This is a genomic window from Mycobacterium sp. NGS41, assembly GCF_059812725.1.
On sequence record NZ_JCALDF010000010.1, the window covers coordinates 15,822 to 39,687 of the forward strand.

The 23,866-nt window shown below is 68.0% G+C and carries 23 protein-coding genes and 2 pseudogenes; 16 read left to right on the forward strand and 9 right to left on the reverse strand.

Annotated features, from left to right (window positions below):
• Positions 1–83: 83 nt before the first annotated feature.
• A pseudogene (locus AC5Y21_RS11730) lies at positions 84–447 on the reverse strand (MMPL family transporter); the annotation flags it as partial.
• Positions 448–595: 148 nt separating this feature from the next.
• Here AC5Y21_RS11730 and AC5Y21_RS11735 point away from each other — a divergent pair.
• From AC5Y21_RS11735 to AC5Y21_RS11760, 6 genes are read left to right on the forward strand one after another with little or no spacing between them, the layout of a single operon-like run.
• Positions 596–1,912, forward strand: coding sequence for an NAD(P)/FAD-dependent oxidoreductase (locus AC5Y21_RS11735; RefSeq protein ID WP_499912422.1), 1,317 nt, complete (start codon positions 596–598; stop codon positions 1,910–1,912).
• Positions 1,906–2,625, forward strand: a complete 720-nt coding sequence (locus AC5Y21_RS11740; RefSeq protein ID WP_499912424.1) for a DUF1365 domain-containing protein — start codon at positions 1,906–1,908, stop codon at positions 2,623–2,625. Before AC5Y21_RS11735 ends, AC5Y21_RS11740 begins: the two co-directional genes overlap by 7 nt.
• A complete protein-coding gene (locus AC5Y21_RS11745; protein ID WP_499912426.1) occupies positions 2,622–3,899 on the forward strand; it encodes a class I SAM-dependent methyltransferase in 1,278 nt (425 codons plus the stop codon). Before AC5Y21_RS11740 ends, AC5Y21_RS11745 begins: the two co-directional genes overlap by 4 nt.
• Positions 3,900–3,907: 8 nt before the next feature.
• The gene (locus tag AC5Y21_RS11750; RefSeq protein WP_499912647.1) at positions 3,908–4,681 is read left to right on the forward strand and encodes a DUF1295 domain-containing protein; all 774 of its coding nucleotides are present in this window, start codon (positions 3,908–3,910) and stop codon (positions 4,679–4,681) included.
• A 45-nt stretch (positions 4,682–4,726) separates the two neighbouring features.
• Complete coding sequence (locus tag AC5Y21_RS11755) at positions 4,727–5,302, forward strand: sigma-70 family RNA polymerase sigma factor (RefSeq protein WP_499912429.1); 576 nt, start codon at positions 4,727–4,729, stop codon at positions 5,300–5,302.
• Positions 5,299–6,015 (forward strand): anti-sigma factor, encoded by a 717-nt coding sequence (locus AC5Y21_RS11760; protein WP_499912431.1) that lies wholly within the window; start codon positions 5,299–5,301, stop codon positions 6,013–6,015. Before AC5Y21_RS11755 ends, AC5Y21_RS11760 begins: the two co-directional genes overlap by 4 nt.
• Here AC5Y21_RS11760 and AC5Y21_RS11765 read toward each other — a convergent pair.
• From AC5Y21_RS11765 to AC5Y21_RS11775, 3 genes and pseudogenes are all read right to left on the reverse strand, one after another.
• Entirely contained in the window at positions 6,007–6,864 is an 858-nt protein-coding gene (locus tag AC5Y21_RS11765; protein WP_499912434.1) for a hypothetical protein, read from the reverse strand. The genes AC5Y21_RS11760 and AC5Y21_RS11765 overlap by 9 nt on opposite strands.
• Positions 6,865–6,873: 9 nt before the next feature.
• Positions 6,874–7,404 (reverse strand): mycothiol transferase, encoded by a 531-nt coding sequence (locus AC5Y21_RS11770; RefSeq protein ID WP_499912436.1) that lies wholly within the window; start codon positions 7,402–7,404, stop codon positions 6,874–6,876.
• 11 nt (positions 7,405–7,415) lie between these two features.
• Positions 7,416–7,806 (reverse strand): annotated as a pseudogene (locus tag AC5Y21_RS11775) (VOC family protein).
• A 154-nt stretch (positions 7,807–7,960) separates the two neighbouring features.
• Here AC5Y21_RS11775 and AC5Y21_RS11780 point away from each other — a divergent pair.
• Genes AC5Y21_RS11780 through AC5Y21_RS11795 form a run of 4 tightly spaced genes read left to right on the forward strand, consistent with a single transcriptional unit; the run spans position 7,961 to position 11,459 of the window.
• The gene (locus tag AC5Y21_RS11780) at positions 7,961–9,700 is read left to right on the forward strand and encodes an N-acyl-D-amino-acid deacylase family protein (RefSeq protein WP_499912438.1); all 1,740 of its coding nucleotides are present in this window, start codon (positions 7,961–7,963) and stop codon (positions 9,698–9,700) included.
• Positions 9,701–9,740: 40 nt separating this feature from the next.
• Positions 9,741–10,433, forward strand: a complete 693-nt coding sequence (locus AC5Y21_RS11785) for a PPE family protein (protein WP_499912440.1) — start codon at positions 9,741–9,743, stop codon at positions 10,431–10,433.
• 34 nt (positions 10,434–10,467) lie between these two features.
• Complete coding sequence (locus AC5Y21_RS11790) at positions 10,468–10,899, forward strand: pyridoxamine 5'-phosphate oxidase family protein (RefSeq protein WP_499912442.1); 432 nt, start codon at positions 10,468–10,470, stop codon at positions 10,897–10,899.
• Entirely contained in the window at positions 10,896–11,459 is a 564-nt protein-coding gene (locus AC5Y21_RS11795) for a carboxymuconolactone decarboxylase family protein (protein WP_499912443.1), read from the forward strand. Before AC5Y21_RS11790 ends, AC5Y21_RS11795 begins: the two co-directional genes overlap by 4 nt.
• On the opposite strand, the gene AC5Y21_RS11800 is transcribed toward AC5Y21_RS11795, so the two are convergent.
• The 4 genes from AC5Y21_RS11800 to AC5Y21_RS11815 all read right to left on the reverse strand — a co-directional run bounded on the left by AC5Y21_RS11800 (position 11,448) and on the right by AC5Y21_RS11815 (position 15,869).
• Entirely contained in the window at positions 11,448–12,272 is an 825-nt protein-coding gene (locus tag AC5Y21_RS11800; RefSeq protein ID WP_499912445.1) for an SDR family NAD(P)-dependent oxidoreductase, read from the reverse strand. The two genes, AC5Y21_RS11795 and AC5Y21_RS11800, sit on opposite strands and share 12 nt — an antisense overlap.
• 32 nt (positions 12,273–12,304) lie before the next feature.
• Entirely contained in the window at positions 12,305–13,180 is an 876-nt protein-coding gene (locus AC5Y21_RS11805) for an endonuclease domain-containing protein (protein ID WP_499912447.1), read from the reverse strand.
• A gap of 168 nt (positions 13,181–13,348) precedes the next feature.
• Positions 13,349–14,974 (reverse strand): chaperonin GroEL, encoded by a 1,626-nt coding sequence (gene groL / locus AC5Y21_RS11810; RefSeq protein WP_499912449.1) that lies wholly within the window; start codon positions 14,972–14,974, stop codon positions 13,349–13,351.
• 202 nt (positions 14,975–15,176) lie between these two features.
• The gene (locus AC5Y21_RS11815) at positions 15,177–15,869 is read right to left on the reverse strand and encodes a M24 family metallopeptidase (RefSeq protein ID WP_499912649.1); all 693 of its coding nucleotides are present in this window, start codon (positions 15,867–15,869) and stop codon (positions 15,177–15,179) included.
• Positions 15,870–15,911: 42 nt separating this feature from the next.
• Here AC5Y21_RS11815 and AC5Y21_RS11820 point away from each other — a divergent pair, with 42 nt between their 5' ends.
• From AC5Y21_RS11820 to moeA, 3 genes are all read left to right on the forward strand, one after another.
• Positions 15,912–16,403, forward strand: coding sequence for a cupin domain-containing protein (locus tag AC5Y21_RS11820; RefSeq protein WP_499912451.1), 492 nt, complete (start codon positions 15,912–15,914; stop codon positions 16,401–16,403).
• Between the two features lie 120 nt (positions 16,404–16,523).
• Positions 16,524–17,489, forward strand: coding sequence for an SDR family NAD(P)-dependent oxidoreductase (locus AC5Y21_RS11825; protein WP_499912453.1), 966 nt, complete (start codon positions 16,524–16,526; stop codon positions 17,487–17,489).
• Between the two features lie 3 nt (positions 17,490–17,492).
• Positions 17,493–18,698: a molybdopterin molybdotransferase MoeA gene (gene moeA, locus AC5Y21_RS11830; RefSeq protein WP_499912455.1), complete on the forward strand. Its 1,206-nt coding sequence runs from the start codon at positions 17,493–17,495 to the stop codon at positions 18,696–18,698.
• Here the strand turns inward: moeA and AC5Y21_RS11835 are convergent.
• Positions 18,695–19,879: an MFS transporter gene (locus AC5Y21_RS11835; RefSeq protein WP_499912651.1), complete on the reverse strand. Its 1,185-nt coding sequence runs from the start codon at positions 19,877–19,879 to the stop codon at positions 18,695–18,697. The two genes, moeA and AC5Y21_RS11835, sit on opposite strands and share 4 nt — an antisense overlap.
• Before the next feature lie 148 nt (positions 19,880–20,027).
• Here AC5Y21_RS11835 and AC5Y21_RS11840 point away from each other — a divergent pair, with 148 nt between their 5' ends.
• Genes AC5Y21_RS11840 through AC5Y21_RS11850 form a run of 3 tightly spaced genes read left to right on the forward strand, consistent with a single transcriptional unit; the run spans position 20,028 to position 23,862 of the window.
• A complete protein-coding gene (locus AC5Y21_RS11840) occupies positions 20,028–20,756 on the forward strand; it encodes a phosphatidylserine decarboxylase (RefSeq protein WP_499912456.1) in 729 nt (242 codons plus the stop codon).
• Positions 20,753–21,655 (forward strand): CDP-diacylglycerol--serine O-phosphatidyltransferase, encoded by a 903-nt coding sequence (gene pssA / locus AC5Y21_RS11845; protein ID WP_499912458.1) that lies wholly within the window; start codon positions 20,753–20,755, stop codon positions 21,653–21,655. Before AC5Y21_RS11840 ends, pssA begins: the two co-directional genes overlap by 4 nt.
• Complete coding sequence (locus tag AC5Y21_RS11850; RefSeq protein WP_499912460.1) at positions 21,652–23,862, forward strand: AAA family ATPase; 2,211 nt, start codon at positions 21,652–21,654, stop codon at positions 23,860–23,862. The genes pssA and AC5Y21_RS11850 overlap by 4 nt, the downstream gene beginning before the upstream one ends.
• The last annotated feature ends 4 nt before the right edge of the window (positions 23,863–23,866 follow it).

Genomic DNA, 23,866 nt, shown 5'->3' on the forward strand with positions numbered 1-23,866 from the left:
CGGACTCCACCGTCGACGTGCCGGCTGCCGCACTATCGCATACTGGAATCATTCTGCGCGCCAGGCGATTTCGCGGCTGTCCTTCAGTCGTGCGGAGTGGCCGTCCGGAACCGATCGGTGGTCGCCGTCGAATCATCCTTAGGTGCCGCAGCTTCCTTGGGCAGCACGAAAGCGCGTACGGCCGAACGAGATCCGTAGGGCCGAAGCATCCGGCTCGCGGGACGCGTGCGCACCTGCGTCGGCCACCAGAACCAGCGGCCCATCAGGGCTGCGACAGACGGCATCATGAACGAACGCACGATCAAGGTGTCGAACAACAGACCTAGGGCAATCGTGGTACCAACCTGCCACCATCACTATCAAAGGGCTGATGACGAAGGACGCCATGGTCGCGGCGAACACCAGGTCCGCGGACGTCACCACCGCGCCGGTACCGGCCATCGCCGAAAGGTGAGCTGCGCCACTGGCTGACGATAACGCACGTCGTGTGATTTGTATAACGCACAGGGCGTGATTTGCAGGTCGCTGCGTTCCCGTCCGGTAACGGCCAGCCCGGCGCTGCCGTCCGGTCGGGCGGCGGCTCCGAATAGTTGATGTGCAGCAGAAGTTTGGACGCTCGATCGCGGTCATCGGCAGTGGCGTGGCCGGCCTCACCGCCGCCTACGTCTTGTCTGGTCAGGACCGGGTCACGTTATATGAGGCCGACGTTCGGCTCGGCGGCCACGCCCACACCCACTTCGTCGACGAGGGCGACGGCAGGGTGGTGGGCGTCGACTCCGCGTTTCTGGTGCACAACGACCGGACCTATCCGACGCTGTGCCGGTTGTTCAGCGACCTCCGCATCGCCACCCAGGAATCCGAGATGTCGATGTCGGTGCGGGCCGACGACATCGGACTCGAATACGCCGGAGCCCTCGGCGCCCGCGGGCTGTTCGCGTGTCGGCAGTCGCTTCGGCCGCGCTATCTGCTGATGCTCGCCGAGATCCTCCGCTTCCACCGCGCTGCGCTTCGGATGCTGGCCGATGATGCCGACCAGGCCGGCGACAACCTGGAGACGCTGGAAGCCTTCCTGTACCGGCACCGCTTCTCGTCGTACTTCGTCGACTACTTCATCACGCCGCTGGTGGCCGCGGTGTGGTCGTGCGCCGGCGATTACGCGTTGCGCTACCCGGCCCGCTATCTGTTCGTCTTCCTCAACCATCACGGCATGCTGTCCGTTTTCGGCTCGCCGACCTGGCGGACAGTGACCGGCGGCTCGGCTAACTACGTGCACGCCATCGCTTCTCGGCTCGACGAGGTCTCGACTGCGACACCGGTGCGCTCGCTGCGAAAGATGCCAGACGGCGTATTGGTGCAAGCGGGCGGCAGCCCGCCGCGGCTTTTCGACGCGGCCGTCATCGCCGTCCATCCTGACCAGGCGCTGCTGCTGCTCGACGAGCCGAATGCCTGGGAGCGGCACGTGCTCGGCTCGATCGCCTACTCCACCAACCGCGCCCAACTGCACACCGACGAGTCGGTGCTGCCCCGCCACCGCCGCGCCCGCGCGTCGTGGAACTACCTGGTGGCTCCGGGCACCGACCACGTGGTGGTCAGCTACGACGTCAGCAGGCTGATGCGACTGGACGGCAACCGCCGATATCTGGTCACCCTCGGCGGCGAAGACCGCGTCGACCCCGGGGCGGTGATCGCCGAGATGACCTACAGTCACCCGCTTTACACACCGGAATCGGTTGCCGCGCAATGCGCCTTGCCGACGCTCAACGACGATCGGGTGGTGTTCGCGGGCGCCTATCACGGCTGGGGATTCCACGAAGACGGTGCCGCTTCGGGATTGCGCGCGGCACGACGGCTCGGCGCCGACTGGCCGGCGCCGACCAACCCGCGCGACCGCGAGGCGGTGGTCGGATGCTGACGCAACTGCGGACACCCGCGATCTACCGCACCACAATCACGCATTGCCGGCGGGCCCCGGCGGGCCATTCGTTTGAATACCGAAGCTACAGCTGGTATGTCGACATCGACGACCTGCCCACGCTGCCGCGGTGGCTGCGACCGTTCGCACGTTTCCGCGCCGACGACCACTTCGCCGGCCCCGCATGCGACTCACTGCGCGACCGGCTGGAAGCGTTCTTCGCCGAGCGCGATGAAGCCTTGCCCGACGGCCGCGTCACCGCACTGCTGCAAGCCCGCGTCGCCGGTTATGTCTTCAACCCGTTGAGCGTCTTCTGGTGCCACGACCGCGACGGCGTGCTGCGGCATGTGGTCGCCGAGGTGCACAACACCTACGGCCAGCGCCACGCCTACCTGTTGCCGCCCGCCGATCTGCCCGTTACGACGGCCAAGAACTTCTACGTCTCACCATTTCTCGAGGTGGACGGCCACTATCTGGTACAGGCGCCGCGTCCCGACAGCGAAGTCGAGATCACGGTGTCGCTGCACCGTGACCACGGGCCGGGGTTCCCGGTATTCCGGGCCAACCTGCGCGGTGAGCGCCGGCCCGCAACCACCAGAGAGGTTGCGGTCATGCAGTTAATCGCACCGCTGGCGCCTTTGGTGGTGGCAGCGCGGATCCGGATCCAGGGGATCAAGTTGTGGTTGCGCGGAGTTCCGGTGGTGACCCGATGAGCTTGGAGACTCTCGAAAGCTCTGCGGCGGCAATAGATTCCGAGCGCTGGCCGGCGGTCGCGAAGGTGCCGTCGGGTCCGGTCGCCGCGGCGTCGGCGTTGATCGCCGACCGGCTGCTCCGCCGCGCGGCGGACCGGCTGCCGTTGCGGCTGGTCTACCCCGACGGCACGATGGTCGGCGCGCCCGACTTGCCGGGCCTGTTTCTGCACCGGCCCGACGCGCTGGCACGCCGGATAGGACGGGACGGTCTCATCGGGTTCGGCGAGTCCTACATGGCTGGCGACTGGTCGTCGGATGACCTCACCGGGGTGCTGACGGTGCTGGCAGGTTCGGTCACCGACCTGGTTCCGAGCGCGCTGCACTGGCTACGGCCGATCGCCCCCGCCTTCCGGCCCCGCTGGCGAGGGAGTAGCCGCGATCGGGCGCGAGATGACGTCGCCAAGCATTACGACCTGTCCAACGAGCTGTTCGCTCAATTCCTCGACGAGACCATGACGTACTCGAGCGCGCTGTTCACCGAGCTGCCCGCCGCGTGGCCGGATTTGGCTGCGGCGCAACGGCTCAAGATCGACCGGCTGCTGGACATGACCGGTGTCCGGCCGGGCAGCCGGGTGCTCGAGATCGGCACCGGATGGGGCGAGCTATGCATCCGCGCGGCCGCCCGCGGCGCCCACGTCTGCTCGGTGACCCTGTCGGTCGAGCAGCAGCGGCTGGCCCGCCGGCGGGTCGCCGCGGCGGGCCTGTCCGACCTGGTGCAGATCGAGCTGTGCGATTACCGCGATATCGAGGCGCGCCACGGCGGCTCCTTTGACGCAGTGTTGTCGGTAGAGATGATCGAAGCCGTGGGATATCACTCGTGGCCGCGGTATTTCGCGGCGCTGGACCGGCTGGTGCGCCCGGGTGGCCGGGTGGCGATCCAGGCCATCACCATGTCGCACGCGCGGATGCTGGCCACCCGCCACACGCAGACCTGGATTCAGAAGTACATCTTCCCCGGCGGACTGCTGCCGTCCACCCGGGCCATCGCCGGTATCACGGAGCGACGCACCGGTTTACGCACCGTCGATGTTCTCTCGCTGCGTCCGCACTACGCCGAGACGCTGCGGCTGTGGCGGGAACGGTTCACGCAGCGCCGAGACGAGCTGGCGCACTTGGGCTTCGACGAGGTGTTCGGCCGGATGTGGGAGTTGTATCTGGCGTATTCGGAGGCTGGTTTCCGGTCGGGCTATCTGGACGTCTACCAGTGGACGTTCGAACGCGAGGTCGCGTCGTGAACTTCTTGCTGGTATCGGGTGCGTCGGCGCTGGCCCTCGTCGTGGTGCATTCCGTGACGTTCGTGATCGCCCGGCGGATCGGCCGCTACAACGTCGTCGACGTCGCCTGGGGCGTCGGCTTTATCGTCGTCGCCGCTGTCGCCGCGGTGCTCGGTCACGGTGATCCGACCCGGCGGTGGCTACTGCTGGCCCTGGTGGCGATCTGGGGCCTGCGGCTGAGCTGGCACATCCAGCGCAAGACGGTCGGCAAGGGCGAGGATCCCCGCTACGCCGACTTGCTGCGCGACGCGACGCCCGCTCAGGCGGTGCGCAAGGTCTTCCTGCTGCAGGGCTTCCTGGGCTGGTTCATCTCGCTGCCACTGCAGCTGTCCGGAACCACCGGGCCGACGCCCAAGCCGTTGCTGGCCGTCACGGTGCTGGGCTTGGCGGTGTGGCTGATCGGCTTCGCCTTCGAAGCCGTCGGGGATCGGCAGCTGAAGGCGTTCAAATCGGACCCGGCGAATCGCGGCGTCGTCATGGACCGCGGCCTGTGGACTTGGACGCGCCACCCCAATTACTTCGGCGACGCGTGTGTCTGGTGGGGATTGTGGCTGGTCAGCATCAACGGCTGGGTGGCACTGGCCACGGTGGGCTCGCCGCTGGTGATGACCTACTTCCTGGTTCATGTCAGCGGCGCGCGGCTCGCCGAGAAATACATGAGAGACCGGCCCGGATTTGCCGAATACCAGAAGCGGACAGCATATTTCGTGCCCTGGCCGCCGCGATCGGCAAATCGGCGATGAACAGTTTGCCGCCGCTGACGCCAGCTGACGATAGGCTACCGATCGATGACCGGACCGTCAGGCCTGAGCGGCGACTTGGATGCCTTGCTGCGCCGCGTCGCCGGTGGCGACCGCGACGCGTTCGCCACGGTCTACGACCTGACCAGAAGCCGGGTGTACGGACTGGTGATCAGGGTGCTGCGTGACGCCGGCTACAGCGAGGAAACCACCCAGGAGATCTATCTCGAGGTGTGGCGGAGCGCGTCGGACTTCGACTCCGCCAAGGGATCGGCCCTCGCCTGGCTGCTGACCATGGCGCACCGGCGCGCCGTCGACCGGGTGCGCGCCGAACAGGCCGGCACCCAGCGGGAATCGCGGTATGGCGCGGCAACTGTGGTAGCGCCCAGCGCCGCGGCGCACGACCCCGTGGCCGACTCGGCGATCGCCGTCGACGAGCGGCGCCGGGTGACCGAATGCCTGGACGGCTTGACCCAGGCGCAGCGCGAGTGCATCGAGCTGGCCTACTACGGCGGGCTGACCTATGCCGAAGTCTCGCAGCGGTTGGCCGCCAACCTGTCGACGATCAAATCCCGCATGCGCGACGCGCTGCGCGGTCTGCGTAACTGCCTGGACGTGTCATGACCGCCCCCGACGAATTCGACCTGCTCGAGCTGGCCACACCGTATGCGCTGGGCGCCCTGACCGACGCAGAACGAGCCGATGTCGATCGGCGGGTCGCTGCCGCGCCCTCGTCCGTGGCAGCGGCCTTCAGCGACGAAGTGCGCGGGGTGCGCGAGACGATGGCGGTCGTGTCGGCAGCGACGGCCGTCGAACCACCGGCGCAGCTGCGGACGGCCGTGCTGGCCCTGGCCGAGCCCACGCAGCTCGCCACGCGGCGGCAACGACGTTGGCGCACCGCCGTTTTGGCTGCGGCCGCGGCCATCCTAACGGTCTTGGTGGGGTTGTCGGCGTTCGGCCTCGGCGTGCTGGTGCGGCCGCCGGCTCAGCAGACGGTCGCCGAGCAGATCCTGGCGGCCCCCGACGTGCAGACGGTCTCTCGGCCACTGGGCACCGGAACGGCCACGTTCATGTTCTCCCGCGACCGCAACGCGGGTGTGCTGGTGATGAACAATGTGGCGCCGCCGTCGCCGGGCACCGTGTATCAAATGTGGCTGATGGGCAATACCGGGCCACCGGCGTCAGCGGGCACGATGGATACCGCGGCCGTCGCACCCTCGACGAAAGCAACGGTTCCCAAGATCGGAGCGTCGACGGCGCTGGCGTTCACCGTGGAACCGGGCACCGGTTCGCGGCAGCCGACCAGCCCGGTGTTGGCCGAGTTGCCGCTAGGCTGACCGCTTGCGCAGGCTGCCCACCACCGCGACGACCATCCCGAGTCCCACCAGCGCGGCGCCGCCGGTCAGCGTCCAGTTGAGCCATTCGTGCAGGCTCGCCTCGCCGTAGCGAACCATCACTTCGCAGACCTGACGGATATCGCCGGTGGTTCGATTGAGCGCGCTGTCAATGCGCTGCCGGGCCAGCTCGATGCCCGCCCATCCGGCCCCGCCGACCAGCAGCGCTGAGACGCCGATGCTGGTCAGCGCCTTGCCGCGGCGGCGCGCGGCGGCCAGCAGCAGGAAGCCGAACAAGGCGCCGGCGGCTGCGGCGCCGATACTGACCCAGGGACCCCACGTGGCGAGCGGGTTCAGCTGTCCCTGCCGTAGCGACTGCGACATGGCCGGCACCGATACCGTCAGCGGAACCGTGAGCTTTTCGGGCGCCTTCACGTTGTGCCTGCTCAGCATCTGCCGCACCGAGCTTTCGTTGAGCATCGGGGCCAGGTCTATCACCCACTCGGGGTCCTGCCCGGACTGCGGATTGGCGAATAACCAGCTGTGGGCGGCCCTGTTCGCCTGGGCGAACATCGGCGGAAAAGCCGGGCCGGCGGTGAACTTGGCTATGACGTCGTGCACCTGGGAGCTGTCCGCCGCAGCGCCGCCGTGCTCGGTGATCAGCGTCATCGCCCGCGTGGTGAGTTCGGCTGCCATGGCGGATTGCAGCGCGGGATCGGCAGCCGCCTTCTGGGCCAGCGCGGCGTAGCCGTCGACGTCGATGACGTACTTCTGCAACCACGAGGCGGGGACCAGCACTGCCAGTGCGGCCGTGGTGGCCAGCCACAACAACACCGTCAGCGCGAATCGCACGCCGGGAACTTACCCGGCGATGCCGCGCACGTAGGCGGCTTGGCCAAGGTGCTGTGCGCAGTCGTCGACGATGCTGATCAATCGCGAGCTGGCGGTCACCGGTGGATCCCAGTTGGTGTCCACGACCCGCGACAACTCGTCGGCGGTGACGTTCGCGATGTACTCGAGGCTGAGCTCGTGCACGGCGTGGTAGTAACCGGACAGCAGGTCGGCGGATGCGCGCACCTTCCCCACGTCCTGCGCGCTGTGCCCATAGCCGATGTCGTTGCGCGGCAGGTCCAGCCCGAATCGGTCCACCCATCCGTCGCGGGTCCACACCTGTTCGACGCCCGCGACGTCGGCGAGCTGCAGGTCCTGCACCCGCGCGCTGTGCCAGATCAGCCACGCGATGCTGTTGGCCTCCGGCGTCGGGCGGTAGTTGGACACCTCGTCACTCAGGCCGTCGGTGAGGTCGTCGACGTGCTCGATCAACCGGGTGAAGGCGTCCCGAAGCAATTCCTGCGCGGCTGCGTCGGCGGGGTTCTTTTCGGGGCTCGGCATACTCGGCGACCCTACGCGTGGTGGCAGACCGCTTCCACGTTGTTGCCGTCGGGGTCGCGCACGAAGGCGCCGAAATAGCCCGGGGTGATATTCCGGCCAGAGCCGTGGCTCATGCAACGACTCGGCGCCCAGGCCCTACCTTGAGACTGGATGGGCCTCGTGGAACGCGCGTACCGCGTCTTCGTCGGCCGCCCGGAACGCGATGTGGACTTCCCGGTTGGGGCCATCCGCGGTGCCCGCAGACAGGTCAGCGATCCAGAAGACCGGCTTGCCGTCCCGCCCGTATCCGATGGCCACGCCGAAATCCAGCTGCCGGGAATAGCCGAGCACACCGAGCACCGTGTCGTAGAACTCCTGGGAGCGCGGATAGTCGGCGCAGTTGATTCCGAAGTGGTCGATCATCAGCGCCACTCTCCCCCGCAAGCGGGAGGTGCCCCCACCTCATCGCTACATCCCCCTCGCCGCTGCGCGGCTGGGGGTGCCCCCACTGCATCGTCGTCGGCGCGCACGCCACTGATCCTGGCATGTCGCACCGACAGGGTCGTAGATTAGTTAGATGCGCTATGACCTCCTGATCCGCAATGGCATCATCGTCGACGGGCTAGGCGGTGAGCCGTACGTCGGCGACGTAGCCGTCCGCGACGGCGTCATCAAGGCGGTGGGTGCCGTCAACGGAGACACGGCCGAGCGGGAGATCGACGCGACCGGTCTGCTGGTCACCCCGGGCTTCGTCGACCTGCACACCCACTACGACGGCCAGGCCATCTGGTCGGAGCGGCTGACGCCGTCGTCGGCGCACGGGGTCACCACTGTGGTGATGGGCAACTGCGGGGTCGGGTTCGCGCCGTGCCGGCAGGAAGACCACGACGTGCTCGTCGACGTGATGGCGGGGGTCGAAGACATCCCCGGCGTCGTGATGACCGACGGCCTGCCGTGGACGTGGGAGACATTCCCCGAATTCATGGATGCGCTGGACGCCGGCAAACGCGATATCGACGTGGCCGCCTATCTGCCGCACTCCCCGCTGCGGGTGTACGTGATGGGCCAGCGGGGCGCGGACCGCGAGCCGGCCACCGCCGAAGACCTCGCCAAGATGCGGGAGCTGGCCACGGAGGCGATGGAGGTCGGGGCGCTGGGCTTTGCGTCGTCGCGGCTGACCATCCACAAGACCGAGAGCGGTGCTCCGATCCCCAGCTACGACGCCGCCCGCGAGGAGATCGAGGAGATCGCCCGCGGTGTCGTCGACGGGGGCGGTGGTCTGCTGCAGTTCGTGCCCGACATCCCGGCCGGCGGCTACCAGCCGGTGCTGCAGACCGTGTTCGACGTCGCCGAGGACGTCGGGCTGCCGGTCACCTTCACGCTCGTCGTCGCCAATAAGGGCGACGCGACGTGGCCGGACGCCATCACCATGGTGGAAAAAGCGAATCAAAGGGCGGCGGCGGCTGGTCCCGTTGTTACCGCGCAGCTGCTGCCGCGGCCGATCGGGCTGATCATCGGGCTACAGCTGTCCGCCAACCCGTTCGTGCTCTACCCCAGCTACCGCGAAATCGCCGACCTACCGCTGGCCGAGCGCGTCGCGGAGATGCGCAAGCCCGAGGTTCGCGCCCGCATTCTGGCCGACCAGCCCGGCATCGGGCACCCGATTCTGTACGTCGCGCAGATGTGGGACTGGATCTTCCCGCTGGGGGACAACCCCAACTACGAGCCGGACCCGTCGGACAGCATCGGGACGCGGGCCCGCGCCAAGGGCGTGAACCCGATGGAGGAGGCCTACGACCGGCTGCTCGACGACGACGGCCGGGCCATGCTGCTGGTAGCGACCAGCAACCTGGAGAACAACTCGCTCGACACCGTCGGCGAACTGCTGCATCGCGACGACGTGGTGCTCGGCCTCGGTGACGGCGGCGCCCACTACGGGATGATCTGCGACGCCAGCTACTCGACGTTCTTCCTGGCCCACTGGGCACGCGACCGCAAGTCCGGACGGTTCACCGTCCCCGACGCCGTCCGCGAACTCACGTCCGTGCCGGCCCGCGTCGCCGGGCTAGCCGATCGTGGACGCATCGAGGTCGGCTATAAGGCCGACCTCAACGTCATCGACCACGCCGCGCTGCGCCTGCACAAGCCGGTGATCAGTCATGACCTACCGGCCGGCGGCCGTCGACTGGACCAGACGGCGGACGGCTATGTCGCTACCGTGGTGTCCGGTCAGGTGATCGCGGAGAACGGCGTTCCGACCGATGCTCGTCCCGGCAAGTTGGTCCGCGGCAGGCAACCAATCCCTGTGTCCGGCTGAAACGGCCACGGCCAAGAGCCTTCCCCGATAGTTTGGATTAGTGACAAACCCGCATATTGCGTGGTTGCCGCCAGAGATCAATTCGGCACTCATGTTCACCGGACCCGGCGCCGGGCCGCTGCTTGCAGCTGCGGCGGCGTGGAAGGGTTTGGCCGACGAGTTGAAGCAGTCCGCGGCGTCGTTCGCGTCTGTCACGTCCGGGCTGGTAAAGGGTTCCTGGTTGGGTGCATCGTCGGCGAAGATGATGGCTTTGGCGTCCCAATACGCGGGTTGGCTGCGCGCTGCGGCCGCTCAGGCCGAGGGGGCGGCCACCAAAGCTCAGGCCGTCGCAGGGGTGTTCGAGAACGCGCTGACGGCTGCGGTGCAGCCGGCGCTGGTGGCGGCCAACCGTGGCCTGGTGCGGGTATTGGCGGCCACGAATTGGCTCGGCCAGAATGCCCCGGCGATCGCGGACACCGAGGCCGCATACGAGCAGATGTGGGCGATAGACGTGGCGGCGATGTCCGGCTATCAAGCCGACGCGTCGGCGCTGCTGGCCCAGCTGCCGTCGTGGGATCAGGCCCCGGAGGACCTCAACGCCTCCCTCGACAGCCTGGTCTCGACCACCCCGGACGTTTCCGGCTCAGCCGCGACCGCGAGCGTCGCGACTCCCGCCGCGGGGATGGATAGCGTCGACTTCTTCGACAACCTCGTCGGCGCTGCCCGGGGTAAGCCGTCCGGCTCATCGGACTGACGCGCGCCCGGAGGCCGCCGCCTATTCTCGAAATATGCGCACGAAGAAGAAGGTGGACTTCAAGCGGCTGGCCGCCGCTCTCAGCGACTATCCGTTCGGCTACCTGATCACCGTCGATGAGGGCTACCGCGTGCACACCGTGACGGTCGAGCCGACGCTGCGCGAACTTCCCGAGAGCGCCGAGGGACCCCCGGCATTTCTCGACGTGGGGCTCATCGGAGGCCGCACCCGCGCCAACCTCGCCGAGCGCCGCGACGTGACGCTGCTGTGGCCTCCGCCCGAGCCTGGCGGGTACTCGTTGATCGTCGACGGCCACGCCGAAATCTCCGATCCCGCGGACTCGGATTCGGAGTCCGCGCGGTGGGGTGTGGTGCCGACCCGCGCGCTGCTGCACCGCGAGGCCGACTCACCGTCGGCGGCCAAGGGTTGCCTGCATGACTGCGTGGTTTTCGCGGAGCCTGCGTGAGCCGCGTCGCACCGCTCGCTCCGCCCTGGAGCGAGACAGACGCCGCGAGCATCAACAGTTGGGGTCACCCGGGCCGCACCTACGAGCCGCTGCTGCTGGTGCGTTGCCTGCAGCGCCATCCGGCGCTGGCCAACCGGCTGCGCAAACTCGGCGAATCCCTTTACGTCGCAGCGCTGTTGCCACCTCGGACGCGGACAATCGCGATCCTGCGCATCTGCGCGCTGGTGGGCTGCGAGTACGAGTGGGGTGGTCAGTCGGCGTTCTGGGGTCCGATCGCGGGCGTCAGCGACGAGGAGTGCGATGCGCTGGTTTTGGGCGGCCCCGACGATTCGCGGTGGAGCCCTACCGAGCGGACGCTGATCGAGGCCGTGGACGAACTGGAGCGCACCGGCTCGTGGTCGGAGGCGACCTGGGCGGCGTTGGGCCGCGACCTCGACGACGAGCAACGCATCGAGTTGCTCACAGCCGTCGGCTGGTACCGCACGATCTGCACGCTGTGCAACGCGCTCGCGCTTCCGGTGGAAGGGTGGATGCGGCCCTGGCCCGGGTCAGCTCGCTGACCGGTCCCTGCGCAGGCCGGGGTGCTGGTTTTTCAATAGCGGCAGCAGCAGCCGTCGCGGCATGAACTGAAACAGCCGGGTGCTGAGCTGGCTGGGCAGCCCGGCGATCACCGTGCCGCGGTCGCCGTCGAGCGCGTCGACTCCGATACGCGCCACCTCCCGCGAGGGCATCCACATGAACTTCGGGAACGCGTCCGCGAACATCCGCTCATCCATGCCCGCCTTCTCAAGGAACTCCGTGCGCACCGGCCCCGGCACCAGCATCGCGACGGTAACGCCGGTGCCGGCGAGTTCACCCCGCAGTCCTTCGGTGTACGTCTTCACGAACGCCTTGGTGGCGGCATAGCCGACTTGCCCCGGGAAGGGGTGATAGCCCGCGGTGGATCCCAGGTTGAGGATCGCGCCGCGTCCCCGCGGCACCATCTGCTGGACCGCGCGGGTGGACAGATCGATGACGGCCTCGACATTTACCCGCACCTGGGCGATCTCTTCGTCGACGGAAGTCTTCGTGACCGACCCGATAGTGCCGATGCCGGCGTTGTTCACCAGGATGTCGATGGTCAGCCCGCGGCGTTCGACCTCGTCGAATAGGCCGGCGCGGGCCACGGAGTCGGCGACGTCGCAGCCGATCACCTCGATGCGCACGCGGCCTGCGAGTTCGTCGGCCAGGTCACGCAGCCGGTCTTCCCGGCGGGCGACCAGCGTGACGCCGTGACCGCGATCGGCGAGTTCGCGCGCGATGTCGGAGCCGATGCCCGACGATGCGCCGGTCACGACGGCGGTACTGGTGGGTGATGGAGTCGGAAGAGCCACGGGTTCGAACCTACAGCCGCCGAGTGTGGGTTTTATGTACGGGAACTGCCTCGCTGTGGTCCATAGGCCCCACGCTCGGCGAGCTTCGCCCTGACGCGCTCAACGATTATCTGCGGCCGCGACAGCATCGCCGCGCTGATTCTGATCACCGTCCAACCGGCCGCTTCCAGCAGGGCGATTCGCTCGATATCCCACGCCCGCTGATATGGGTCGTCCCAATGTTGTATACCGTCGTATTCAACAGCGACCTTCCACTCGCGCCACCCCATGTCGACCCGGATGCGCAGGTCCCGAAACTCGATCTGAGTCTCCGGCTTTGGCAGTCCTGCGGCTACTAGTAGCAGCCGCACCCTCGTCTCCTGCGGCGACTCCGCACCACCGTCGACCAACTGCAGCGCGGACCGCAGCCGCCGGATGCCGCGGGTTCCCGGGTGCCGGTCAGCCAAGTCGACAACGTCTGCAGGTTTGATACCTGTCGCATTGAGCAAAGCGTCGAGGATGGGTATCGCTTTGGCAGCGGGCACGACGCGACCGATGTCGAATGCAGTTCGGGCAGGGGTCGTTACCCGCATTCCACGGACCGAATGCACCTCGTCTTCAGCCAGCTGATAGCTGCGCACCACAATGCCTCGCTGGCCGTGGCGGTCAGCACGGACGATCTCAGCGGGCGCAGCCGCGTCGAGCCACTTCGTGCGATGAACAGCAGCGGCGGATAGGCCGGCCAAGGTCGCGCCCGTCGACAACCACGCCGCCCGAGCTTTGATGGCTGCCGTCAGCTCCAGCGTCCCTGCCTCGCCGACGTAGATGTACACGTCGCGGAACACCGCTCGATATCGCGTGCGCAGGTCGTTGCGTGTGACGGCGCCACGTCTGAGCGCCTGACTACCGAGAAATGGCGCGCCGTCCATGGCCTCATGTTGAGCGTGCGGCAGCGATGACGTGTGCATCGAGCGTGTGGACGAATTTCAATGTGTGAACGTACTTTTCACCCACGCTCGGCGAACATCGCCGAGCCGCAGACACGAGACACGAAAAAGCCCGGCCCCACGAGGGAGCCGGGCTTTTTCGTACCAGGACTAGAAGTCCATACCGCCCATGCCGCCGGTCGGGTCGCCCGCGGGAGCGGCCGCCTTCTCCGGCTTGTCGGCGACGACGGCCTCGGTGGTGAGGAACAGGCCCGCGATGGACGCCGCGTTCTGCAGCGCCGAACGGGTCACCTTCACCGGGTCGGCAACGCCGGCCTTCAGCAGGTCCTCGTACTCACCCGTGGCGGCGTTGAGGCCCTGGCCCGCCGGAAGGTTGCGCACCTTCTCGGCCACCACGCCTGGCTCCAGCCCGGAGTTGAACGCGATCTGCTTCAGCGGGGCCTCCAGCGCGACGCGCACGATGTTGGCACCGGTGGCCTCGTCACCGGAGAGCTTCAGCTCCTCGAGGACCGGGGCCGCTTGCAGCAGGGTCACGCCGCCACCGGCGACGATGCCCTCCTCCACGGCCGCCTTGGCGTTGCGGACCGCGTCCTCGATGCGGTGCTTGCGCTCCTTGAGCTCGACCTCGGTAGCGGCGCCGGCCTTGATCACCGCAACACCGCCGGCCAGCTTGGCCAGGCGCTCCTGCAGCTTCTCGCGGTCGTAGTCGGAGTCGCTGTTCTCGATCTCGGCGCGGATCTGCGCCACCCGGCCGGCGATGGCGTCGGAGTCACCGGCGCCCTCGACGATGGTGGTCTCGTCCTTGGTGATGACCACCTTGCGGGCCTTGCCCAGCAGCGAGACGTCGGCGTTCTCCAGCGTCAGGCCGACCTCTTCGCTGATGACCTGACCACCGGTGAGGATGGCCATGTCCTGCAGCATCGCCTTGCGCCGGTCACCGAAGCCGGGGGCCTTGACGGCTACCGACTTGAAGGTGCCGCGGATCTTGTTGACGACCAGGGTGGACAGCGCCTCGCCCTCGACATCCTCGGCGATGATCAGGAGCGGCTTGCCGGCCTGGATAACCTTCTCCAGCAGCGGCAACAGGTCCTTGACCGTCGACACCTTGGAGCTGACCAGCAGGATGTAGGGGTCCTCGAGGACCGCTTCCTGACGCTCGGCGTCGGTGACGAAGTAGCCCGAGATGTAGCCCTTGTCGAACCGCATGCCCTCGGTGAGCTCGAGCTGCAGGCCAAAGGTGTTGGACTCCTCGACGGTGATGACGCCCTCGTTGCCGACCTTGTCCATCGCCTCGGCGATCAGGTCGCCGATCGACTGGTCACCCGCCGAAATCGCAGCGGTGGCAGCGATCTGCTCCTTGGTCTCGACCTCCTTGGCCCCCTTGAGCAGGGTCTCGGTGATCTTCTCGACCGCCTTCTCGATACCGCGCTTGAGACCCAGCGGGTTGGCACCGGCCGCGACATTCCGCAGGCCCTCTTTCACCAGCGCCTGGGCCAGCACCGTGGCCGTCGTCGTGCCGTCACCGGCGACGTCGTCGGTCTTCTTGGCGACTTCCTTGACCAGCTCGGCGCCGATCTTCTCGTACGGGTCCTCCAGCTCGATCTCCTTGGCGATGGACACACCATCGTTGGTGATCGTGGGGGCACCCCACTTCTTCTCTAGGACGACGTTGCGACCCTTGGGGCCCAACGTCACCTTTACCGCGTCGGCGAGGCTGTTCAGGCCCCGCTCGAGGCCGCGACGGGCCTCTTCGTCATACGCAATTGTCTTGGCCATTGCGAAGTGATTCCTCCGAATTTGGGGATGGCACCGGATGGCCATGTGGCGGCCACCCTATTACTTACGCTGGCCGGGCGCAGTGCCCGCGACGGACGACCAGAGCTGGCCTCACCGTCCCGACCTAGCACTCACCGGTCGCGAGTGCCAACGTCATTCTTAGCACTCGCCTATGCCGAGTGCAAGGACAGGGCGCCCCGGTTCAGGGCAGGTCGAGCAACTGTTCATAGAAACCGCCGAAGCCACGGATGCGGTCGACCAGATGAATTTCCAGGATCCAGTGGCAGATTCGGCCGGTTGGGTCCTCGCGCCGCATCGGCTTGTCCGACCCCGGCATGATGTACCACTCGATGCCAGGACCGGCGATCTTCCTGTGCGGAAACTCCCCGACCAGATGACCGGCGATATGGCTGGCCCACTCAAAGCCCTCGGCGTGGGACACCCCGACGACGAAGTCGAACAGCTCGGCGCCGGTGATGTGGGGGCGGCTCTCGAAGTAGTCGCGACCGGCCTGCCACACCCGCGGTAGTGCGTCGCGGAGAGCCTTTTTGTCCGGATCGTCGCTCAGGACGAATGTTCGGCCGAAGTCTGCCTCCCACTCCTGGAAAATCGGTCCCAGGTCGAGGAAAACGATGTCGTCATCGGCAATCACCCGATCCGGCGGGCGCTCCTTGAAAGGCTGCAGCGTATTCTCGCCGGCTCGCACGATCCGTCGATGCCAGTGGCGGGTCACTCCGAACATGTCCGCGGCGAGGTCACGAATGTCGTCGGACAACTCCTGCTCCCCGACGCCGGGGCGAACCATGGCGCGCCGTTCGATTTCGTCGAACAACTGCGCCGCCTTCTGCTCAGCGTCGACGAGCCGTTCAGCTCGGATTTGTTCCTCTCTCGTCAGCCCACCCACGCTCGCGATGCTATCGCCGCCACACTGGGAGGTATGTCCCTCGCCATTCCGCACTATCCACCACCCCGCTACACCGGCGACGCAGGCGAAGTCACCGCCTGGCTCAGACGTGCCGACCAGCCGTCCGACTACCGGCTCGGCGGGACCAAATACCACTACTTGGCCACCCAGAAGTCCACCGACGGCGACTTCGGTTTGTATCGCGTCGACATCCCCCCGGCCGGCGGCGGGCCCGGGCCGCACTTCCACAAGACGATGTCCGAGTCGTTCTTCGTGCTGTCCGGAACAATGCGCATGTACGACGGCCGGGACTGGGTCGACGCGTCCGCCGGCGACTACTTGTATGTGCCGCCGGGCGGCATTCACGGCTTCCGCAACGAGGCCGACGAAACCGCATCGATCCTGATGCTGTTCGCTCCTGGCGGACCCCGCGAGGGCTATTTCGAGGGCCTGCCCAGCCTGGCCGACATGACGGACGACGAGCGCCGCGAATTCTTCGTCGGCCACGACAACTACTGGGTCTAGTCCACGGCGAGCAGACGCAGAATCGCCCTTTTTAACTTCAAAAAGCGCGATTCTGCGTCTGCTCGCCAGCCGGGTGCCGCACCTGCGCGCCACCCGACCCGAGTGGGTAGATTCGCGGCCATGAGCTCGAAAGCCACAAATGCCGGTAGAACGACCCGTAAGTGGTCGGACGCCGACATCCCGGATCAGAGCGGCCGGATTGCCATCGTCACCGGCGCCAACACCGGCCTCGGCTATCACACCGCCGAAATGCTGGCCTTGAGTGGCGCGCACGTGGTGCTGGCGGTACGCAATCTCGAGAAGGGCAACACCGCGCTGGCCCGCATCATCGCCGCCAAACCAAAAGCCCCTAAGCCAGATGTCACGCTGCAGGAACTCGATCTGACCTCGCTGAATTCGGTACGCGCCGCCGCCGATGCGCTGCGCAGCACCTACCCGCGGATCGACCTGCTGATCAACAACGCCGGGGTGATGTGGACGCCCAAGGAGGTCACCAAGGACGGGTTCGAGCTCCAGTTCGGCACCAACCATCTCGGCCATTTCGCGTTGACCGGGCTGCTGCTCGACCATCTGCTGCCGGTGCGCGGGTCGCGGGTGGTGACGGTCAGCAGCATCGGCCACCGGATTCGCGCCGCGATCCACTTCGACGATCTGAACTGGGAACGCGACTACAGCCGGGTCGCCGCGTACGGGCAGTCGAAACTGGCCAACCTGCTGTTCACCTATGAGTTGCAGCGCCGGCTCGCCTCGAAAGAGCGGGCTCCGAAGGCCGCCACCATCGCCGTCGCCGCCCACCCCGGAGGTTCGAGCACCGAGCTGGCCCGCAACGTTCCGCGAATCTTGCGGCCGCTGAACGTGTTCGCGCCGTTGTTCTTCCAGAGCGCCGAGGCGGGTGCCCTGCCGACGCTGCGGGCCGCCACCGATCCGACCGTGGAAGGTGGGCAGTATTACGGCCCCGACGGGCTAGGTGAACAGCGCGGACACCCGAAGCTCGTCCAGTCCAGCGCGCAGTCCCATGACGTGGACCTGCAACGTCGGCTCTGGACCGTCTCCGAAGAACTCACCGGCGTGAGCTTCCCGGTCTGAGTCATGCGGTCAGTCGAGGAACATCAGCGTGTCGTCGCCGCGATGATCGGCGCGCGTCCACCGATCGCGGTTCCGCTGGCAGAGGCACAGGGCCTGGTACTGGCCGACGACGTGGTAGCGCAGCTGTCGCTGCCGGTCTTCGACAACTCCGCGATGGACGGCTATGCGGTACGCGCCGAGGACATCTCGGCTGCGACACCGGAACTCCCCGTGGTGTTGCCGGTCGCCGAGGACATACCGGCCGGGCGCACCGACGAGCTGACCTTGAAGCCCGGTACGGCGCACCGGATCATGACCGGCGCACCGATGCCGGCCGGGGCGACGACCGTCGTGCCGGTCGAAGACACCGACGGCGGCGCCGAGTCGGTGACGATCCGGCAGACCAAACCGCCCGGCAAGCACATCCGCCGCGCGGGCGAAGACGTCGCTGCCGGCACCACGGTGCTGAGCGCGGGCCAGGTCGTGACGCCGGCGGTGCTCGGTCTGGTCGCGGCGCTGGGAATGGACCGGTTGACGGTGATCCCGCGACAGCGGGTGCTGGTGATCTCCACCGGAACAGAGCTGGTGCCGCCGGGCACCCCGCTGCGGCCCGGTCAGATCTACGAGTCCAACTCGGTCATGCTGGCCGCGGCGGTTCGCGATGCGGGTGCTGAGGTAGTCGCCAGCCCGACCGCCGAAGACGATGTCGCGCAGTTCAGCGAGGTCCTTGACCGGTACGCCGCCGATTCGGACCTGATCATCACCAGCGGGGGTGTCAGCGCCGGCGCCTACGAGGTGGTCAAAGACGCGTTCGGCCGCGAGGGTGACCAGGGCGTGGAATTCGTCAAGGTGGCGATGCAGCCCGGCATGCCGCAGGGCGTCGGCCGCGTTGCGGGCATACCGATCGTCACCCTGCCCGGCAACCCGGTCAGCGCGCAGGTGTCCTTCGAGGTGTTCATCCGTCCCGCGCTGCGCAGGGCGATGGGATTTCCGGATCCGGAGCGGCCGCACCGGCTCGCGGTTCTCGGCGAGTCGTTGCGTTCACCGAGCGGCAAGCGGCAGTTCCGTCGCGCGGTGCTCGACACTGAAGCTGCCAGCGTCACCAGCTACGGCCCACCGGCTTCACACCACCTGCGCTGGCTGGCTTCGGCCAACGGCCTGCTGGACATCCCGGAGGACGTCGTGGAAGTGCCGGCCGGGACTCAGGTACAGGTCTGGGATCTGAGCTAGGCGGCGGCCCTGTTCGGGACGGACACGTCGCGGTGGAATTCGTCGGCGGCATCAAAGGCGCGGCCGCAGAGGATGACAATTCCGGCGAGCGAGACCATCACAGGGATGGTGATGAGAGCCGTCGACAATCCGACCCACCCGGCAAGGTGACCGATCAGCGGCGGACCGAGCAGGTAGCCCACCCAGCCGGTCGCTGCGACGATCGCGATCGCCGATCCGGCGCTGCTGGCCGAATACGCCGCGCTGAAGGCGGTGGGCACCAGCAGTGCCACCCCGGCTCCCAAACTGGCGAACCCGATCACGCTGACCACCGGGTTGGCGGTCGCCAGTGTCACGCTCATCCCCACCGCGGCCAGCAGCGCCAGCGCGGGAAGCAACAGACGGGCGGACACCCGCGAGTGCAGTCGCAGTGCGGCGAACCGGGTCACCACCATCGTCAAGGTGTATGCCGCATAGCTCAGCGCGGATACGCCCGGCCCGGCGCCGACGACCTCGTGCACATAATTGGCCGACCAGTCGGTCGCGGCGCCCTCACACAGGAACGACGCAAACACCACCGCGCACAGGACGGCAACCGTCGGCGTCATCCAGGACCGCTTCCCGGGGCCCGCTTCCGACGGAGCAGCGGCCGCCCTGGCGTCGGGAAGCAGCTGCCGGGTCAGCGCTTCCACCACGACCACGACGACCACCCCCAGCACCACCAGCTGAGCGGTCAGACCGACGCCCGCACTGACGGACGCCGCACCGATCAGGGCTCCCAGCAACGCACCAAGACTCCACATCCCGTGAAAGCGCGCCATGATGGGAGCCTGCGCGGCTCGTTCGATCGTGGCGGCCTGGGTGTTCATCGCGACGTCGAGAGCGCTCTGGAACATCCCCCACAGAGCGAGCGCCGCAAACAACATCGGGCCCGACTTGACCAGCCCAACCGTCACTCCGACGGACGCATAGCCCGCGACGGTGATGGGAACCAAGCGTTGGCTACCCCAGTGCGGCAGCGCCCAGTGGCACAGGACCGCGGCCACCAAAGATCCGACCGGCGCACCGAACAACGCCGTCCCCAGCGCCGCGTCGGACAAACCGAGCTCGGCCTTGATGTGCGGGATGTGGGCCGCCCACGACGAAAACACCACGGCATGGGCGATAAAGGCAGCGGTAACCCCTACCTTTGCGCGCCGCAGCTGTCCGGCGTCGCGACCCAGCCATTGCCTGAAAATTCGCCAGACCCCCTCGACTGCGTCAGTTTAGGACCGTGGCGCCCGGCCCCGACATCGCTGTTCCCCACACGGGCGCGGACCAACCTCGCCGTTGGCTCCGTAAGATGACCGCGTGGCACCCCGCCCTCCCCGCCCTTCCGGCCCGTCCGCTACGGAGGGCCCCGCGCACCTGCTGGACTTGGTGCGCTCCACCGTTCCGCCGGTCCATCGGGCCGGACTGCCATTCATCTCGGCCGGCCTGGCCGTGGCGCTGGCCGGCGCCGCGGGCGGCCGCCGCTACCGGTGGCTGCGCCGGGGCGGCCTGCTGGCCGCCGGGGCCTGCGCGGGGTTCTTCCGCCACCCGCCGCGCGTGCCACCTACCCGCCCCGGGGCGGTCGTCGCGCCCGCCGACGGCCTGGTCTGCCTGATCGACTCGGCCGCACCGCCCGCCGAACTCAGCATGGGCGACAAGCCGCTGCCACGGGTCAGCATCTTCTTGTCGATACTGGACGCCCACGTGCAGCGCGCCCCGATCAGCGGTGAGGTGATCGCGGTACAGCACCGGCCGGGCCGCTTCGGGTCGGCCGACCTGCCCGCGGCCAGCGACGAGAACGAGCGCACCAGCATCCGGATCCGCACTGCCAGCGGGGCCGAAGTGGTGGCGGTCCAGATAGCCGGGCTGGTCGCGCGCCGTATCGTGTGCGACGCGCATATCGGGGACAAGCTGTCGATCGGCGACACCTACGGGCTGATCCGATTCGGGTCCCGGCTGGATACCTACCTGCCGCCGGACGCGGAGCCGCTCGTCAAGGTGGGGCAGCGTGCGCTTGCCGGCGAAACCGTGCTGGCCGAGCTGCCATGATCGACAAGCCTCGGAGCAGGCGATCGGTCAACCTGCAGATCCTGCCCAGCGCTATGACGGTGCTGTCCATCTGCGCGGGGTTGACCGCGATCAGGTTCGCGCTGGAGCACCGGCTGGTGCCCGCGCTGGCGCTGATCACCGCTGCTGCCATCCTGGACGGGCTCGACGGCCGGGTGGCCCGCACCCTCGACGCGCAGTCCCGGATGGGCGCCGAAATCGACTCTTTGGCCGACGCGGTGAACTTCGGCGTGACGCCTGCCCTGGTGCTCTACGTGTCGACGCTGTCGCGGTGGCCGGTCGGTTGGGTGGTGGTGTTGCTGTACGCGGTGTGCGTGGTGTTGCGGCTGGCGCGCTACAACGCGCTTCAGGACGACGGGACCCAGCCCGCCTACGCGCACGAATTCTTCGTCGGGATGCCCGCGCCCGCCGGCGCTATCTCGTTGATCGGTCTGATGGGGCTCAAACTGCAGTTCGGCGACGGCTGGTGGAGCTCGGTGTGGTTCCTGTGCATCTGGGTGACGGGAACGTCGATACTCCTGGTCAGCGGGATCCCGATGATAAAGATGCACGCCGTGCGAGTGCCGCCGAAGTATGCCGCCGCCCTGCTGGCACTGCTGGTGATCTTTGCGGCTGCTGCGGTGTTGGAGCCCTTCATCACGATCTGGGTGATCATCATCGCCTACCTGTTGCACGTTCCGTTCGCCATCCGCACCAAGCACTGGCTCGACCGGCACCCCGAAGTATGGGAAGACACCTCCAAGCAGCGCCGCGCGTTGCGGCGCGCGGACCGTCGGGCACAGCCGAACCGCAGATCGATGGCTCGGCTGGGGCTGCGTAAGCCGAGCGGGCGGTCGATGGCACGGCTGGGACTGCGCAAACCGGGTGGGCGATTGCAGTGACTTCCCCGACCTCCCCCCAATCGGGAGACACGGGCCGTCAACTAACGCTCACCGCCCGGCTGAACACCTCAGCGGTCGACTCGCGCCGCGGCGTCATCCGGTTGCACCCGAGCGCCGTTGCCGCCCTTGGCATCCGGGAGTGGGATGCGGTGTCGCTGACCGGGTCGCGGACCACTGCGGCGGTGGCAAGCATGTCCGCCCAGGACATCCCGGTCGGCACCGTGATGCTGGACGACGTGACGCTGTCCAACGCCGGACTGCGGGAGGGCACCGAGGTGATCGTCAGCCCGGTCACCGTCTACGGCGCCCGGTCGGTGACGTTGAGCGGTTCGGCGCTGGCCAGCCAGTCGATCTCGTCGTTCACCCTGCGGCAGGCCTTGCTCGGCAAGGTGATGACCGTCGGCGACGCCGTGTCACTCCTGCCCCGCGACCTCGGTCCGGGCACGTCGACGTCGGCTGCCACCCGCGCGCTGGCGGCATCGGTCGGCATCAGCTGGACATCCGAGCTGCTGACCGTCACCGGCGTCGACCCCGCCGGACCGGTCAGCGTGCAGCCCAACTCATTGGTCACCTGGGGTGCTGGGGTTCCGGGAGGCCCACGCAACGCCGCGACGTCCACCCACGAACAGGTCAGCCTGACCTTCCGGGCCAGTCCCGAGATCCAGGTCGAGGAGCTCAAGGGCGCACAGCCGCAAGCCGCCAAGCTCACCGAATGGCTCAAGCTTGCGCTCGACGAGCCGCACCTGCTCAAGACGCTGGGCGCCGGCACCAATCTGGGCGTGCTGGTGTCGGGGCCGGCGGGTGTCGGCAAGGTGACGTTGGTGCGCGCGGTGTGCGCCGGACGCAGGCTGGTGGAGCTGGACGGCCCCGAGGCCGGCGCGCTGGCCGCCGAAGACCGCCTCAAAGCCGTCAGCTCGGCGGTGACGACGGTGCGAGACGGCGGCGGGGTGCTGCTGATCACCGACGTCGACGCCCTGCTGCCGGCTACCGCGGAGCCGGTCGCCGCGCTGGTCCTGGCCGAGCTGCGCACCGCGGTGGCCACCGACGGTGTTGCGCTGATCGCCACTTCCGCGCGACCGGACCAGCTCGATCCGCGCCTGCGCTCACCCGAGCTGTGCGACCGGGAGCTGAGCTTGCCGCTGCCCGACACCGGGACCCGCAAGGCGCTGCTGGAAGCGCTGCTCAAGCCGGTCCCCACCGGCGACCTGGATCTCGACGAGATTGCCAGCCGCACACCGGGTTTCGTCGTCGCCGACCTGGCTGCGCTGTTGCGCGAGGCGGCGCTGCGGGCGGCCGCGCGGGCCAGCGCCGACGGCCAGCCGCCGGCGCTCAGCCAGGACGACCTGCTCGGTGCGCTGACCGTCATCCGGCCGCTGTCCCGTTCGGCCGGCGAAGAGGTCAGCGTCGGGAACGTCACGCTCGACGACGTCGGCGACATGGCGGACGCCAAGCAGGCCCTGACCGAAGCGGTGCTGTGGCCGTTGCAACATCCGGACACCTTCGCCCGGCTGGGCGTCGACCCGCCGCGCGGGGTGTTGCTATACGGCCCGCCCGGCTGCGGCAAGACTTTCGTGGTCCGCGCGCTGGCCAGCACCGGACGGCTCAGCGTGCACGCGGTCAAAGGCTCCGAGCTGATGGACAAGTGGGTGGGCTCTTCGGAGAAAGCGGTTCGCGAATTGTTTCGACGGGCCCGCGATTCGGCGCCGTCGCTGGTGTTCCTTGACGAGGTCGACGCGCTGGCGCCGCGGCGCGGCCAGAGCTTCGACTCCGGCGTGACCGATCGCGTGGTAGCCGCACTGCTCACCGAGCTCGACGGCATCGACCCGCTGCGCGACGTCGTCGTGCTGGGCGCGACCAACCGGCCCGACCTGATCGACCCAGCCCTGCTGCGGCCAGGCCGGCTGGAGCGCCTCGTGTTCGTCGAACCCCCCGACGCCGACGCCCGGCGGGAAATCCTGCGCACCGCAGGGAAATCGATTCCGCTGAGTTCCGACGTCGACCTCGACGAGGTGGCCGCCGGGCTGGACGGCTACAGCGCGGCCGACTGCGTGGCTCTGCTGCGCGAGGCCGCGTTGACCGCGATGCGGCGTTCCATCGACGCCGCCGACGTGACTGCCGCCGACTTGGCAGCCGCCCACAACACGGTGCGCCCGTCTTTGGATGCACTGCAGGTCGATTCGCTACGCGCGTTCGCCAAAGCTCTGTAACGTT

Coding starts and splice junctions, on each gene's coding strand:
- AC5Y21_RS11740 (WP_499912424.1), top strand. CDS start 1,906: ATGCTGACGCAACTGCGGACACCCGCGATCTACCGCACCACAATCACG.
- AC5Y21_RS11745 (WP_499912426.1), top strand. CDS start 2,622: ATGAGCTTGGAGACTCTCGAAAGCTCTGCGGCGGCAATAGATTCCGAG.
- AC5Y21_RS11755 (WP_499912429.1), top strand. CDS start 4,727: ATGACCGGACCGTCAGGCCTGAGCGGCGACTTGGATGCCTTGCTGCGC.
- AC5Y21_RS11760 (WP_499912431.1), top strand. CDS start 5,299: ATGACCGCCCCCGACGAATTCGACCTGCTCGAGCTGGCCACACCGTAT.
- AC5Y21_RS11770 (WP_499912436.1), bottom strand. CDS start 7,404: ATGCCGAGCCCCGAAAAGAACCCCGCCGACGCAGCCGCGCAGGAATTG.
- AC5Y21_RS11780 (WP_499912438.1), top strand. CDS start 7,961: ATGCGCTATGACCTCCTGATCCGCAATGGCATCATCGTCGACGGGCTA.
- AC5Y21_RS11790 (WP_499912442.1), top strand. CDS start 10,468: ATGCGCACGAAGAAGAAGGTGGACTTCAAGCGGCTGGCCGCCGCTCTC.
- AC5Y21_RS11805 (WP_499912447.1), bottom strand. CDS start 13,180: ATGGACGGCGCGCCATTTCTCGGTAGTCAGGCGCTCAGACGTGGCGCC.
- groL (WP_499912449.1), bottom strand. CDS start 14,974: ATGGCCAAGACAATTGCGTATGACGAAGAGGCCCGTCGCGGCCTCGAG.
- AC5Y21_RS11820 (WP_499912451.1), top strand. CDS start 15,912: ATGTCCCTCGCCATTCCGCACTATCCACCACCCCGCTACACCGGCGAC.
- AC5Y21_RS11825 (WP_499912453.1), top strand. CDS start 16,524: ATGAGCTCGAAAGCCACAAATGCCGGTAGAACGACCCGTAAGTGGTCG.
- moeA (WP_499912455.1), top strand. CDS start 17,493: ATGCGGTCAGTCGAGGAACATCAGCGTGTCGTCGCCGCGATGATCGGC.
- pssA (WP_499912458.1), top strand. CDS start 20,753: ATGATCGACAAGCCTCGGAGCAGGCGATCGGTCAACCTGCAGATCCTG.